The 13,213-nt window shown below is 66.8% G+C and carries 11 protein-coding genes and 1 tRNA gene; 6 read left to right on the forward strand and 6 right to left on the reverse strand.

Going from position 1 to position 13,213, the window contains the following annotated elements; all coding sequences use genetic code 11:
* The first annotated feature begins 8 nt into the window (after positions 1-8).
* The 3 genes from MRBLAR12_RS16685 to MRBLAR12_RS16695 all read left to right on the forward strand — a co-directional run bounded on the left by MRBLAR12_RS16685 (position 9) and on the right by MRBLAR12_RS16695 (position 2,596).
* Complete coding sequence (locus tag MRBLAR12_RS16685; RefSeq protein WP_229992890.1) at positions 9-953, forward strand: N-acetyltransferase; 945 nt, start codon at positions 9-11, stop codon at positions 951-953.
* Positions 954-985: 32 nt separating this feature from the next.
* Positions 986-1,059, forward strand: a tRNA-Leu gene (locus MRBLAR12_RS16690).
* A gap of 187 nt (positions 1,060-1,246) precedes the next feature.
* Complete coding sequence (locus tag MRBLAR12_RS16695; protein ID WP_229992889.1) at positions 1,247-2,596, forward strand: ABC transporter substrate-binding protein; 1,350 nt, start codon at positions 1,247-1,249, stop codon at positions 2,594-2,596.
* Positions 2,597-2,987: 391 nt separating this feature from the next.
* Here MRBLAR12_RS16695 and MRBLAR12_RS16700 read toward each other — a convergent pair whose 3' ends face one another.
* Genes MRBLAR12_RS16700 through MRBLAR12_RS16715 form a run of 4 tightly spaced genes read right to left on the reverse strand, consistent with a single transcriptional unit; the run spans position 2,988 to position 7,098 of the window.
* On the reverse strand, positions 2,988-3,761 hold the full coding sequence (locus MRBLAR12_RS16700; RefSeq protein ID WP_229992888.1) for an ABC transporter ATP-binding protein: 774 nt from the start codon (positions 3,759-3,761) through the stop codon (positions 2,988-2,990).
* Complete coding sequence (locus MRBLAR12_RS16705) at positions 3,758-4,840, reverse strand: ABC transporter ATP-binding protein (RefSeq protein ID WP_229992887.1); 1,083 nt, start codon at positions 4,838-4,840, stop codon at positions 3,758-3,760. The genes MRBLAR12_RS16700 and MRBLAR12_RS16705 overlap by 4 nt, the downstream gene beginning before the upstream one ends.
* Positions 4,837-5,805 carry a branched-chain amino acid ABC transporter permease gene (locus MRBLAR12_RS16710; RefSeq protein ID WP_229992886.1) on the reverse strand — a complete coding sequence of 323 codons (969 nt, stop codon included), beginning with the start codon at positions 5,803-5,805 and terminating at the stop codon, positions 4,837-4,839. Before MRBLAR12_RS16710 ends, MRBLAR12_RS16705 begins: the two co-directional genes overlap by 4 nt.
* A gap of 9 nt (positions 5,806-5,814) precedes the next feature.
* Positions 5,815-7,098, reverse strand: coding sequence for a branched-chain amino acid ABC transporter permease (locus MRBLAR12_RS16715; protein WP_229992885.1), 1,284 nt, complete (start codon positions 7,096-7,098; stop codon positions 5,815-5,817).
* Between the two features lie 478 nt (positions 7,099-7,576).
* Here MRBLAR12_RS16715 and MRBLAR12_RS16720 point away from each other — a divergent pair, with 478 nt between their 5' ends.
* Positions 7,577-8,485, forward strand: a complete 909-nt coding sequence (locus tag MRBLAR12_RS16720; protein ID WP_364747213.1) for a hypothetical protein — start codon at positions 7,577-7,579, stop codon at positions 8,483-8,485.
* A gap of 166 nt (positions 8,486-8,651) precedes the next feature.
* Complete coding sequence (locus tag MRBLAR12_RS16725) at positions 8,652-9,599, forward strand: Bax inhibitor-1/YccA family protein (protein WP_229992883.1); 948 nt, start codon at positions 8,652-8,654, stop codon at positions 9,597-9,599.
* 116 nt (positions 9,600-9,715) lie between these two features.
* Here the strand turns inward: MRBLAR12_RS16725 and MRBLAR12_RS16730 are convergent, their stop codons facing one another.
* Complete coding sequence (locus MRBLAR12_RS16730; protein ID WP_364747215.1) at positions 9,716-10,954, reverse strand: acetyl-CoA C-acetyltransferase; 1,239 nt, start codon at positions 10,952-10,954, stop codon at positions 9,716-9,718.
* 20 nt (positions 10,955-10,974) lie between these two features.
* Positions 10,975-12,135 (reverse strand): galactokinase, encoded by a 1,161-nt coding sequence (gene galK / locus MRBLAR12_RS16735; protein WP_364747216.1) that lies wholly within the window; start codon positions 12,133-12,135, stop codon positions 10,975-10,977.
* A 76-nt stretch (positions 12,136-12,211) separates the two neighbouring features.
* Between galK and MRBLAR12_RS16740 the strand changes: the two genes are divergently transcribed.
* A complete protein-coding gene (locus tag MRBLAR12_RS16740; RefSeq protein WP_364747218.1) occupies positions 12,212-13,186 on the forward strand; it encodes an aldose 1-epimerase family protein in 975 nt (324 codons plus the stop codon).
* The last annotated feature ends 27 nt before the right edge of the window (positions 13,187-13,213 follow it).

A 13,213-nucleotide genomic window follows, 5' to 3' on the forward strand; every position in this document is an offset into this window, starting at 1 on the left:
CTGGCTCCATGACAGCTGAAAAGGACCTGCACACCCTCCTGGCCACCATGCACCCCGAACTGCGCGAGGGCGACTACGTCTACGCCCTGTGGCCGCACGGCAGACCCCTGGCCGGGGCAATCGCGGCTGCCGTCCGCGAGGCGGAAGGGCTGACCGTTGTGCTGCCGCGGGACGAAGCAGACAGCCTGGGGCTCTCCTACGACTTCGTCGCAGCGTGGATTACGCTCCAGGTGCACTCGTCGCTTGAGGCGATCGGCCTGACGGCAGCCGTCAGCGCCGCCCTGACCGAGGCGAAGATCAGCTGCAACGTCCTGGCCGGCTTCCACCATGACCACCTGCTGGTCCCCGTGGCCGACGCCGACCGTGCTCTGGAGATTCTGCACGAACTGGTCGCAGACCATGGGGAGCACAAGCCGGCACCGGACCTCGTGTTGCGCAGCGAGGAACCGGCGGACCGCCCGGCCATCCTCGCCCTGACAGCCGCCGCGTTTGCCATTTCACCCGTCACGGGGCATCACGTGGACGGCGAACCCGAAGAGGTGAAGCTGCTGGCCCAGCTGTTCGAGAGCCAGGAATACCTCCCCGAGTTCAGCGTCGTTGCCGAACTCAACGGCGAAATCGTGGGGCACGTGATCAGTACCCGCGGCTGGGTGGGCGAACTGGAGCTGCTCGGGCTCGGGCCGATCGGGGTGGTGCCCCGGCTGCAGCGCCACGGCATCGGCACCGCGCTCATGAACGAAACCGTGGCGCGGGCCAACGCCGCGGGGGAGCGGGGGATCGCGCTGCTGGGCAGCCCCGACTACTACTCCCGCTTCGGCTTTGTACCGTCCACATCGCTCGGGGTGGCACCACCGGAGGCCGGCTGGGGCGCGCACTTCCAGCTGCTGCCGCTCGCCGTCTGGCCCGGCGGCGTCAGCGGCACCTTCCGCTACGCCGGCCCTTTTTCGGGCTGATCCGTCCGGCGACGGGATACCATTGACCGGGCGCCCCAGTAGCCCAATTGGCAGAGGCAGCGGACTTAAAATCCGCGTGTTGTGGGTTCGAGTCCCACCTGGGGCACTTTGCTGCGCGCCGCCCAGAAACCGCCGCGTAACCCTCCAGATTTCCTCTATGCAACGAGTGTTATAAGGATGTGACCGTAGTCACTTATTTTCACGTCGAAATTGCACTAGCTTGAAGTGGAATCAGGAACACCTGATCTTTCGCGTCAAAGGCCGTTCGCACCTTTAGATCGAGGAGCTTGTACATGACTTCACTCCCCCAGGTTGCGCCCCGCATCGCTAAGCTCACAGTGCTTAGCCTCGGCGTCGCCCTTCTGGCTACGGCTTGCGGTGGTTCACCCGCCCCGAGTTCGACGGGATCCAGCTCAGCCGCGGCCGCGGGCATCGCGTGCCCGGCACCCAGCGCCACCGGCGCCGGCACCAGCGCTGCCGGCGAAACGGGCACCGTGCCCGCTTCTGCCACCACCACCCCCACGCCCCTGAAGATCGGCTCGCTCCTGCCGACGACAGGTTCGCTGGCCTTCCTCGGCCCGCCCGAAATTGCCGGTGTTAACCTCGGCATCAAGGAGGTCAACGACGCCGGCGGCGTCCTGGGCAAGCCTGTCGAGGTCATCCACCGTGACTCCGGCGACACCAAGACCGACATCGCCACCCAGTCCACCACGGCACTGCTCGGACAGGGCGTCAGCGCCATCGTCGGCGCCGCCTCCTCGGGTGTCTCAAAGACCGTGATCAACCAGATCACCGGTGCAGGCGTCGTCCAGTTCTCCCCGGCCAACACCTCGCCGGACTTCACCGCGTGGGATGACAAGGGCCTCTACTGGCGCACCGCCCCCTCGGACGTGCTCCAGGGCAAGGTCCTCGGCAACTACATGGCCACCTGTGGCGCCCAGACGGTCGGCATGATCGTCCTGAACGACGCCTACGGAACCGGCCTTGCAAAGAACGTCCAGGCCGCTTTCGAGGCAGCCGGCGGCAAGGTTGTTGCCCAGGAGCTCTTCAATGAGGGCGATTCCCAGTTCAGCAGCCAGGTGGACAAGGTTCTGGCCGCCAAGCCGGACGCCATTGCCCTGATCACCTTCGACCAGGCCAAGAGCATCGTTCCGCTGATGACGGGCAAGGGCGTCAAGCCGACCCAGATCTTCATGGTGGACGGCAACATGTCCGACTACAGCAAGGACTTCCAGCCGGGAACCCTCAAGGGCGCCCAGGGCACCATCCCGGGCACCTTCGCCAAGGAGGACTTCAAGAAGCAGCTCCTGGCGATCGACCCGGCGCTGAAGGACTACAGCTACGCGGGTGAGTCCTACGATGCCGTGAACCTGGTCGCACTGGCTGCCGAGGCCGCCAAGAGCACCAAGGGCACTGACATCGCGGCCCAGCTCAAGGCAGTCTCTGAAGGCGGCGAGAAGTGCAACACCTTCCCCACCTGCGTCACCCTGCTCCGCAACGGTAAGGACATCGACTACGACGGCCAGTCCGGCCCCGTGTCGTTCTCCGACGCCGGCGACCCCACGGAAGCCTACATCGGCATCTACGAGTACCAGGATGACAACACCTACAAGCCGGCCAAGGAAGAATTCGGCAAGCTGTAAGCCGCTTCCCACCGACACGCAAAAGACCCCCGTCCAGTCCGGACGGGGGTCTTTTGCGTACGGGAGCAGCGTAAGTGTCACGCCGGGCCCAGACGCGTTCGACGCCGGGAATCCGGTTCAGCCCGCTAGATGCCGGCCCTAACCCAACGCCGCGGGCGCCGTCGCCGTCCCGCCGGGGGAGCGGCCGGTGAGACAAACGCTGAGGGCGACGGAGGCAGGCGCTTGTGAAAGCGCCGTTGTTGCGTGAGGAACGAGCGCAGGCGCCGAGCAAGTGGCTGCGGAGGCGCCCGGACGGTACCAACCGGGGCCGAGTCCGGAGCGACCTACGCCGGGCACGCAGAAGGGCCGCCACCGGCTGGTGACGGCCCCTGCGGGAATACTGCCCGAAGCGCTATTCCACAGTGTCTGCGAGCGTTCCCAGGTAGAGCTGGATGACCTTGGGATCCTTCATGAGTTCCCGGCCCGTACCCGTGTACGCGTCCTTGCCCTGGTCCAGCACGTAGCCGCGGTCGCAGATCTGCAGGCAGCGGCGCGCGTTTTGCTCCACCATGATGACTGAGACGCCGGCCCGGTTGATCTCGTGGACCCGGAGGAAGGTCTCATCCTGCTTGACAGGGGAGAGGCCCGCAGAGGGCTCATCGAGCAGCAGCACGGCCGGGTCCATCATGAGGGCCCGTCCCATGGCGACCATCTGGCGTTCGCCGCCGGAGAGCGAGCCGGCCCGCTGGGCGCGCCGCTTGCCGAGCTCCGGGAACAGCTCGGTGACGAAGTCGAACCGTTGGGCGAAGTCCTTGGGCCGCTGGAACATGCCCATCTGCAGGTTTTCCTCGATGGTCAGGGCCGCGAACACGTTGTTGTTCTGCGGAACGAAGCCGACACCCTTGCTGACGAGCTTGTTGGCCTTGAGCCCGGTGATGTCCTGCCCGCGGACCACTACCGAGCCGGAGTGGACTTTGACCAGGCCGAACATGGCCTTCAACAGCGTGGATTTGCCGGCGCCGTTGGGGCCGATGATGCCGATCAGCTCACCCTTGCGGGCTTCGATGCTGCAGCCGTTGAGGATATTGACGCCGGGGATGTAGCCGGCCACCAGATCGGTGACCTTCACGACCGAGTCGCCGTCGAAGGCGGGCTGGGCGGCCGGTGCCGCGCTGGTGGCGCTCATTCTGTGTCCTTCTCTGTGCGGTTCGGCTCTTCGGCGCGGTTCGGCTCGCCGGCGCTGCGGCGGCCACGCGTCGTCCCGTTCTTCGCCGCTTCCTCCGCCTCAGTGGCGAGGACGTCGGCGGAGATGATGCCGGCGTTTTCAGTGCCGACAATCGACTCCTCGTCGGCGACCAGTTCCGCGGCCAGTTCCTTGATGCCCTCCGCATCGCCCAGATCCACGTCGTGATGGGCGCCGAGGTAGGCGTCGATCACGGCGGGGTTCTTCATGACTTCGGCGGGAGGCCCTTCGGCCACGATCTTGCCTTCTGCCATCACGACCACCCAATCGGCGATGTGGCGGACCATGTTCATGTCGTGCTCGACGAACAAGACGGTCATGCCCTCGGCCTTGAGGTTCTTGATGTGGTCCAGCAGAGACTGCGTCAGCGCCGGGTTGACGCCGGCCATCGGCTCGTCGAGCATGACCAGCTTGGGCCGGACCATGAGGGACCGGGCCATTTCCAGCAGCTTCCGCTGCCCGCCGGACAGCGACGCTGCGTAGTCGTCCTTCTTGGCGTCCAGCTTGAACTTCTCCAGCAGCACGTTGGCTTCCTGGGTGATCTTCTTTTCCTGGCCGCCCCAGATGCCCTTGAACAAGGCTTTGGACAGCCGTTCGCCGGACTGGCTGGAGGCGCCGAGGCGCATGTTCTCCAGGACTGTGAGCTTGCCCATGACCTTGGTGAGCTGGAACGTGCGTACCATTCCCATGCGGGCAACCTTGTACGAGGAGACGCCGGCGATGTTGTTGCCCTCGAACTGCCATGTACCCGAGTTCGGGGTGTCGAATCCCGTGAGGAGGTTGAACAACGTGGTCTTGCCGGCGCCGTTGGGGCCGATCAGTGCAGTGATCTTGTGCCGCGGGATCTCGAGGTACTGGACGTCGACGGCGTTGATGCCGCCGAAGCTGCGGGTGACGTTTTCCGCCACCACGATCGGATCACGCTTCTTGCAGCCGGGCGCGATCTCTCCGGCAGCGATCGGACGGGTGTCCGTCATGTAGTCGATGCTCTCTGCGCGCGACTCTTCGCTTGGATTGCTCATGCGAATGCCAGCTCCTTCTTATTGCCGAGAACGCCCTGGGGCCTGAAGATCATCAGCAGCATGAGCGCCACGCCGACCAGGATATAGCGCAGCTGCCCGGCCTGGACCGTGTTCAGCCACGTGATGGTGCCGGACTCGATCAGGCCGTAGAGGATGCCCTGGGTGAGCGAGAGCACCACCCAGAAGATCATGGCGCCGACCACCGGGCCGAGCACGGTGCCGAGGCCGCCGAGCAGCAGGCAGGTGTAGAGGAAGAACGTCAGTTCCGTGCCGTAGTTGGCCGGCTGCACCGCGCCGCGGGGAATCGTGAAGATCATGCCTGCCAGGGCACCGAGCGCGCCGCCGATGATCAGGGACTGCATCTTGTAGGCGTAAACGTTCTTGCCGAGCGAGCGGACGGCGTTCTCGTCCTCGCGGATGCCCTTGAGGACCCGGCCCCAGGGGCTTCGCATCAGCAGCCAGACAATGACGCAGAAGATGGCCACGACTGCCCAGGCGACCACCCGGATGAAGAAGTCGCGGTTGTTCATGCCGATGTAGGTGCCCGGCGGGAAGGGGTTCATGGCGTAGAAATCGCCCTCGAAGGCGGCCAGGCCGTTGGCCGAGCCGGTGATGGCGGTCAGCTGGTTGGTCGTGACGATGTAGCGCACGATTTCGGCCGCCGCGATGGTCACGATGGCCAGGTAGTCCGCCCGGAGCCGCAGCGTCGGGATGCCCAGCAAGAGGGCGAAGATGGCGGAGCAGACGACGGCGATGAGCAGTCCGATGAAGAACGGCACATGGAACGTCAGGGTGGAGATGGCGAAGCCGTAGGCCCCCACTGCCATGAAGCCTGCTTGGCCGAAGTTGAGCAGGCCGGTGTAGCCGAAGTGGACCGCGAGGCCGAGGGTGGCCAGGGCGTAGGCAGCTGTCGTCGGGCTGAAAAGCTCGCCGGCGGCGCTGGAAAATATGAATCCGAAATCCATGGCTGTCTCCTAACCCACGCGCTCGCGGCGGCCCAGAATGCCCTGAGGCCTGAACAAGAGGACAACAATCATGATGAACAACGCTCCCACGTATTTGAGGTCGGCTGCGAGACCGAACACGGTGGTCAGCTCAACGAAGATGCCGACGATGATGGAACCGACCAGGGCGCCCCAGACCGTGCCGAGGCCGCCGAGGGTGACGCTGGCGAAGATGAGCAGCAGGATCTGGGAGCCCATGTCGAAGGTGACGCCGGGCCGGTAGTAGGCCCAGAGGATGCCGCCGAGGGCGGCGAGCATGCCGCCGACCACCCAGACGATCCGGATGACGGAGTCGACGTCGATGCCGGAGGCTGCGGCCAGCGCCGGGTTGTCGGCCACCGCGCGGGTGGCCTTGCCGAGGCGGGTCTTGAGCAGGACGACGCCGAGGGCGGCGATCACGACGGCGCTGACGAGGAGGGACAAGAGGTTGTTGGGGGAGATGGAGATCGGGCCGATCAGGATTTCCACGCTCTGGGCGAACGGCAGTTGCTGGGTGGCGCCGCCGAAATAGAACTGGATGATGTAGCGCACGGACAGGGCGAGGCCGATGCTGACGATCATCATCGGAACAAGCCCGGTTCCGCGGCGCCGCAGCGGCTTCCACAGGCCCGCGTCCTGGACGTAGCCGAACAATCCGCCGCCGACGACGGCCAGGACGACGGCCAGCCAGAACGGCAGGTGCATCTGGTTGAAGGCGAACACCAGTACCGCGCCGAGGGTGACCATTTCTCCGTGGGCGAAGTTCGTCAGGCCGGTGGTGCCGAAGATTAGGGACAGGCCCACGGACGCGAGGGCGAGCAACAGGCCGAAGCTCAGCCCTGCCACCAGCCGGTTGAGCAGGTTTTGCATGAAGTTCTGCTGCTCCACGACAATGCCCTTGCCAAAGGTGAAGATTACCGAGAGGTTTGAGGTCTGGCTGAAGGTGACGTTGCGGGGGTTCTCCTGGCCCTCGGCCAGTTTGATGCCCTCCGGCAGCGTGGACTCGTCGAGTTCGACCTGGTAGGTCCCCTGGGTGGGGACGCCAATAGTCCAGGCGCCGTTGGGTCCCGATTTCGTGGTTCCCGTGAAATCGCCACTCGTGGCGGTGATGGTTACCCCGGGGATCGGTGCGCGGTCGTCGCCGCGCAGGAAGCCGCTGATGCTGTTGGTGAACTGGGTGGCCGACGGGGATGGTGTCGGCGAGGGGGTCGTGGCGCTGGACGCCGGGGCCACGATGAGCAGTAGCGCAGCCGTGGCTGCAAATACTGCCCCCACAGCCCTCAATAGTCTGCCGCGCCGTCTCTGCGACAGGCCGCTCGTTGTGCTTCTCAAATTGAAAACCTCCACATGGGGGTGCTGTGGGTTGCGCCTTTGCAACCGTTGCGAACGGTCAGGGGACGAGCGTCTCGCAATACGATCCATTGTTGTGATGTCCGTCACCCTGTGTGGCCTATGCTACAGCCCGGGCGAGGCAAAGAATGCCGCTGCGAGCAGGCAGAACGTCGCGATCGGGTAACAACCGTGTAGTCGCGGGAGTACCTCGCTGTAGCCCCGCTAAAGAAAACTTTTGTTGATTCCGAGTATGCCTAAACAGTGGCCGGTCCGGTCCCCGGTTTGCCCGGCCAACCCGGTGCCGGTGCTGCCCGCCGGGCACATCCGCTCCGGCGTGGGGAACCAGCAAATCCAAGCTTTTTCCAAGTCCTCCGGCGTTATCGTGCGAAGAGCGCCTGAACCGATCTTGGAGGGCCGACTGATGAACCGGGTGGTGAAGCTGTGCCTCGCAGGTTCGCTTGTGCTGGCGATCCTGGGCCTTCCGGCGCTCAGCCTCGGCCCCGAGCCCGCCGGGGCGCAGGCCTGCGTGCCCTCGACAGATGCACTCACCGACCCCTATCCGGGGATCATGGCGGCGGCCTCCACCTTTGAAGCTGGCACCTTGGACGGATTCGGCGTCTCCACGGCCGGGACGGGAAATGCCTCGGTGTCCACCGGGCTGTCGCACTCCGGTAATTGTGCCGCCCGCCTGCACACCACCGCAGGGCCCGGCTCCATCGCCAGGCTGACCGTGGGCCTGACCCCCGGAAACACCGAGGCGTATGCGGACGGATGGTTCAATATCGCCGCTGAGGGAATGGCAGGGAACAATGTTCCCTACTTCCGGTTCTTTTCCGGCGGAGTCCGCGTCCTGGACGTTTTCCGGCAGAACATCTCCCATGAACTGGTGCTCCGCACGTCATCACCCGCGGGGTTCGCCTACACGACTTTGCGGCGGGATGTCCCCACTGACTCCTGGCACCGGCTGGTCATGCACGTGGTCCCCAACGGTCCCGGGACCACCGTCCAAATCTGGTGGGACGGGCGTTCCGTCTACGCGGGCACAGTCAGCATTTCCGCGACGACACTCGACACGGTCCAGCTTGGCTCCGAACACGATCAGCAAATGGCCGACATCTACATCGACGACGTCATTGTCAACAGCGGCACGGGAACGCCGGCGCCGGTTCCCGGCCCGCTCCCGGAGCCGAAGGGGGATCCGTCGAAGCGGCTCGACGATTTCCGCGACGACGGACAATCCGCCGTGCTGGCAGCCGGAACCGGTGCGCGGCGCACCGGGCGCCCGGCACGCCCAAAACGGCCGGCGTCCATGCGGCCTTCCTGGGCCTGAATATCCCGCTGGTTTAGGTCACGGTTCGGTTGCGGCGGCTCCCTGAGGGAACTATCCCTCCCCGCCGGCCGTGGGAATTGGTAGCGTGACTATATAAAACTCCCTTTCGTATAGTCCGCATCGCACCGGAACATCACCCACCCCCTTATTTTGGAGGACACCCGCAATGGCATCTGGCGGAAACCCGATCTTCAGCGGAAAGAATTTCCGCGAAGCCACCCAGGCACCGCCTGCCCCGCAGGCCCCGTATGGCCAGAACCCCTATGGCCAAAACCCCTACGGTCAGGCCCCCTACGGTCAGGCCCCCTACGGCCAGAACCCCTACGGTCAGGCCCCGGGCCAGGGCGGGTGGAATTCTGCGCAGCAGGGCATGACCCAGGAACAGCTCCAGGACCTGTACAACCGCCCGGCGGCCGGCCCGGCTGACATCGGCAAGATGACGTACGACGACGTCATCATGAAGACTGCCGGGTGCCTCGGGATCCTGGTGGTCGGCGCCGCAGTGGCCCTCGCCGTCCCGCAGGGCACCGGATCCATGCTGATGATCCTCGGAGCCCTCGGTGGCTTCGCCCTCGCAATGGTCAACACCTTCAAGAAGCAGCCGTCCCCCGGGCTGATCCTTGCCTACGCCCTGCTCGAAGGATTCTTCCTCGGCGGCCTGACCCGCATCCTTGACAACCTGTTCCCGGGCGTCGGCATCCAGGCCGTCGTCGGGACGCTTTCCGTCTTCGCCGTGACGTTGGTGCTGTTCAAGAGCGGCAAGGTCCGGGCGACGCCCAAGCTCATGCGGTTCTTCATGATTGCCCTGATCGGCTATGCAGTGTTCGCGCTGGTCAACATGTTCATGATGATGACCGGGGCCGTGACCACGCCGTTTGGCCTGAGCACCAGCATGGAGATCATGGGCATCCCGCTCGGGGTCTTCATCGGCGTCCTGGCGATCGGCCTGGCCGCCTTCTCCCTGATCATGGACTTCACATCCATCGAGGCGGCCATCAGCGCCGGAGCCCCGCAGCGCTTCTCCTGGACCGCCGCCTTCGGCCTCACGGTCACGCTGGTCTGGCTCTACGTCGAGATCATCCGACTGCTGGCCATCCTCCGCGGTGACGAGTAACCGCCGTCGTCCCTGAACACCGTTTCCTAACGAGGAGCCCCGCCTAACGGCGGGGCTCCTCGCGTTTGCGGCAGCCAGCTGCAATGCGTCAACTGCAATGCGTCAGTTGCCCACCGTCAGCTGAGCCGCTCCAGCACAACCGCCATGCCCTGGCCGCCGCCGACGCACAGCGTGGCCAGGCCGAGGGAGGCGTCGCGGGTGCGGAGTCCGTTGAGCAGCGTGGTGGTCATGCGGGCCCCGGTCATCCCGAAGGGGTGGCCGAGGGCGATGGCGCCGCCGTGGACGTTGAGCTTCTCCGGATCGATGGCGAGCTCCCGCGCGCTGGCCACCACCTGGACCGCGAACGCTTCGTTGAGCTCCACGAGGTCGATCTCGCGGATGGTCAGCCCGGCGATTGTCAGCGCCCGGCGGGTCGCTTCCACCGGGCCCATGCCCATCAGCTCCGGGGACAGGGCGCTGACACCGGTGGAGACGATCCGGGCCAGCGGCTCGAGGCCCAGCTCGCGGGCGCGCGCGTCACTCATGACCACGACGGCGGCGGCCCCGTCGTTGAGCGGACACGCGTTCCCGGCCGTCACGGTGCCGCCGCTGCGGAAGACCGGCTGCAGCGCACCCACGGCCTCCGCGGTGACGCCGGGACGCGGCGAATCGTCGCGGTCGATCACTGTGCCGTCGGCGCGGGTGTAGGGGGTGATTTCTCGGGCGTAGAACCCGGAGGCGATGGCCGCCTCGGCCCGGTTCTGGCTGAGCACCGCCCAGGCGTCCTGCTCCTGGCGGGTGATGCCGTAGCTTGTGGCGACGTTCTCCGCCGTCTGGCCCATGGCGATGTACACGTCCGGCATCCGGCCGCCCAGGCGCGGGTCGGTCCACGGAGTGTTGGAGCCCGCGCGGGCCTCGGTGCGTTTGCGGGCCGCCTCGAATCGCGGGTTGTGCGTGCTCGCGTCGGTCTCGCCGGCACCGGCCCATTCCCGGTAGCGGGACACCGCCTCCACGCCGGCGGCCACGAACGCCTGGCCTTCGCCGGCTTTGACGGCGTGGAATGCCATCCGGAGCGTCTGCAGGCTGGAGGCACAAAAACGGTTGATGGTGGCGGCCGGAACGTTGTCCAGCCCGGCCAGGATGCTGACCACGCGGGCCATGTTGGAGCCGGCCTCGCCGCTCGGCTCGGCGCACCCCAGATAGATGTCGTCCAGGCCACGGCCCGGCCCGGCGGCGGCATCGAACGCCGGAATCCCGGCGAGGGCCGCCGTGACCATGGCGGCGGCGAGATCGTCAGGCCGCTCGTCTTTCAGGGACCCCTTGAACGCGCGCCCGATCGGGCTTCGGGCAGTGGAAACGATGACAGCTTCTGGCATGCGCCCAGACTACGCCCCGCCTATGCCAGCCGCATGGCCCCGGCCGCAGGGCTGACGCTGAAGACCTCCGGCGCCGCGTACCCGGCCCGGGCGAAGGCCCGTTCGACGGCGGCACGCACCTGCTGCGCCGATCCCGCCGGGGTCAGTGCGATCGCGGAACCGCCGAAGCCGCCGCCAGTCATGCGGGCCCCGATCGCGCCGGCGGACCGCGCCGCGTCCACGGCAAGGTCCAGCTCGGCGCAGGAGATCTCGAAGTCATCGCGCATCGAGGCATGGGACGCGTCCAGCAGGGGGCCAATGGCGGCCGGGCCCTCGGTGTCCAGCAGCTCCACCGTCTGCAGGACGCGGTCGTTTTCGGTGACCACATGCCGGAGGCGGCGGAACGTCTCCGGGTCCAGGAGCCCGCTGGCCTCCTCGAGGTCCTCGAACCCGACGTCGCGCAGCGCCGGCACGCCCAGGACCTCGGCGGCGAGTTCGCACGATTCCCGCCGGGCCGCGTACCCGCCGTCGGCGTGGGAATGGGAAACCCGGGTGTCGATGACCAGCAGCACCAGCCCCGCGGCGTCGGCGTCGAACGGCACCAGCCGGACACTCTGGTCCCGGCAGTCGAGGAAGACGGCGTGGCCGGCCGTGGCCCGCAGCGAGGCGGACTGGTCCATGATGCCGGTGGGCGCGCCGACGAAGTCGTTTTCCGCCCGCTGGGTGGCCAGGACCATGTCCTGCGCGGAGAGGCCCGCGGCCATGAGCTCATTCAGCGCCGAAATCACGGCGCATTCAATGGCGTGGGAGGAGGACAGGCCGGCGCCGCGGGGGACATCGGAATCCAGGAGCAGGTCCACGCCGGGAACCGGCAGGCCCTGCTGCTGCAGGGCCCAGATGACCCCCAGCGGGTACTTTGTCCAGCCCCTGGCGCTGGCGCGGGCCAGCGAACCGGTGTCCGCGGTGGTCAGCCCCTGGTTCCCAAACGTGGAGAGCAACCGCACTGTGGAATCCGGCCGGACCCTGACGGCCACCCGGGCCGCCCGGTCGATGGCAAACGGCAGGACGAAGCCCTCGTTGTAATCGGTGTGCTCACCAATGAGGTTGACCCGTCCCGGTGCCCGCCACACGCCGTCGGGCCGGGCGCCGAAGACCGCCTCAAACCGGGCGGCGAGCCCGCTGCTGTCCAGGGGAGGATTCATGGCCTGGCGCCTGCGCTGCTGGAAGTCATGGAACCAAGGTATACGGGTTGCCGGGCGGGTCTGTACGGTGGTCATCATGGATCTCTCAGCGACCCCCTTGGCCTCCGGCCCCGATGAAACCATGCGGCGGTACGCCACCGGGCGGCAATACGAGCTCCGGCGCGGCGACGCCCTGGCCGTCGTCACCGAACTCGCCGCCGGCCTGCGGCTCTACAGCCGCGGCGGCACTGCCCTGACGGAGAGCTATGGCGATGCCGACATTCCGCCCGGCGCCACCGGAATCACCCTGGCACCGTGGGCCAACCGGGTGGAAGACGGTGTCTGGTACCTCAACGGCAAGAAGCTGCAGCTGGACATCACGGAGGCCTCCCGCAACAACGCCAGCCACGGGTTGCTGCGGAACTCCTCCTACGACCTCGTGGACGAGGACGAGTTCTCCGTCACCCTGGAAGCGGCGGTCTTCCCGCAGCACGGCTACCCGTTCCTGCTCAGGCACCGGGTCCGCTACGAACTGGCGGAGGACCTGGGGCTGGTAGTGCGCCAAACCCTTATCAACGACTCCCAGGACGCAGCGCCGTTCGTGCTTGGCGCGCACCCGTACCTGCGGCTGGGCGACGTGCCCAGCGAGGACCTCACCGTGAGCGTGGACGCCCGGACCCGGCTGGTCGCCGATGACCGCCTCATCCCGCGCAGCACCGAGCCGGTCAGCGGCGACTTCGATCTGCGCGGCGGCCGGCCGGTGGGGACCCTGGACCTCGATTCGGCCTATACGGACCTGGACTTCGACGGCGGCATCGCCCGGCACACGCTGAGCTCACCGGACGGGCGGACCGTAAGCCTATGGCAGGACGCCAGCTGCGGTTACGTCCATGTCTTCGTGACGACCGAATTTCCGGGCCGGTCGAAGGCGGTCGCGATCGAGCCGATGACCGGGCCCGCCAACGCGTTCAACAGCGGCGAGGGCCTGCGCTGGCTCGCGCCGGGGGAACAGTTCTCCATGACCTGGGGCATCTCGGCCTCGCTGACGGCAGGGGCTGACCCCAGGGGCTGACCGGGCGGCCGGGGGAACCGGCCCCGC

The sequence above is a fragment of the Arthrobacter sp. LAR12-1-1.1 genome (assembly GCF_040676555.1).
Lineage (GTDB): Bacteria > Actinomycetota > Actinomycetes > Actinomycetales > Micrococcaceae > Arthrobacter.

What these genes read in the sequence shown, in the direction of transcription:
- MRBLAR12_RS16685 (WP_229992890.1), top strand. Translation starts at nt 9, where the DNA reads ATGACAGCTGAAAAGGACCTGCACACCCTCCTGGCCACCATGCACCCC.
- MRBLAR12_RS16695 (WP_229992889.1), top strand. Translation starts at nt 1,247, where the DNA reads ATGACTTCACTCCCCCAGGTTGCGCCCCGCATCGCTAAGCTCACAGTG.
- MRBLAR12_RS16700 (WP_229992888.1), bottom strand. Translation starts at nt 3,761, where the DNA reads ATGAGCGCCACCAGCGCGGCACCGGCCGCCCAGCCCGCCTTCGACGGC.
- MRBLAR12_RS16705 (WP_229992887.1), bottom strand. Translation starts at nt 4,840, where the DNA reads ATGAGCAATCCAAGCGAAGAGTCGCGCGCAGAGAGCATCGACTACATG.
- MRBLAR12_RS16710 (WP_229992886.1), bottom strand. Translation starts at nt 5,805, where the DNA reads ATGGATTTCGGATTCATATTTTCCAGCGCCGCCGGCGAGCTTTTCAGC.
- MRBLAR12_RS16720 (WP_364747213.1), top strand. Translation starts at nt 7,577, where the DNA reads ATGAACCGGGTGGTGAAGCTGTGCCTCGCAGGTTCGCTTGTGCTGGCG.
- MRBLAR12_RS16725 (WP_229992883.1), top strand. Translation starts at nt 8,652, where the DNA reads ATGGCATCTGGCGGAAACCCGATCTTCAGCGGAAAGAATTTCCGCGAA.
- MRBLAR12_RS16730 (WP_364747215.1), bottom strand. Translation starts at nt 10,954, where the DNA reads ATGCCAGAAGCTGTCATCGTTTCCACTGCCCGAAGCCCGATCGGGCGC.
- galK (WP_364747216.1), bottom strand. Translation starts at nt 12,135, where the DNA reads ATGAATCCTCCCCTGGACAGCAGCGGGCTCGCCGCCCGGTTTGAGGCG.
- MRBLAR12_RS16740 (WP_364747218.1), top strand. Translation starts at nt 12,212, where the DNA reads ATGGATCTCTCAGCGACCCCCTTGGCCTCCGGCCCCGATGAAACCATG.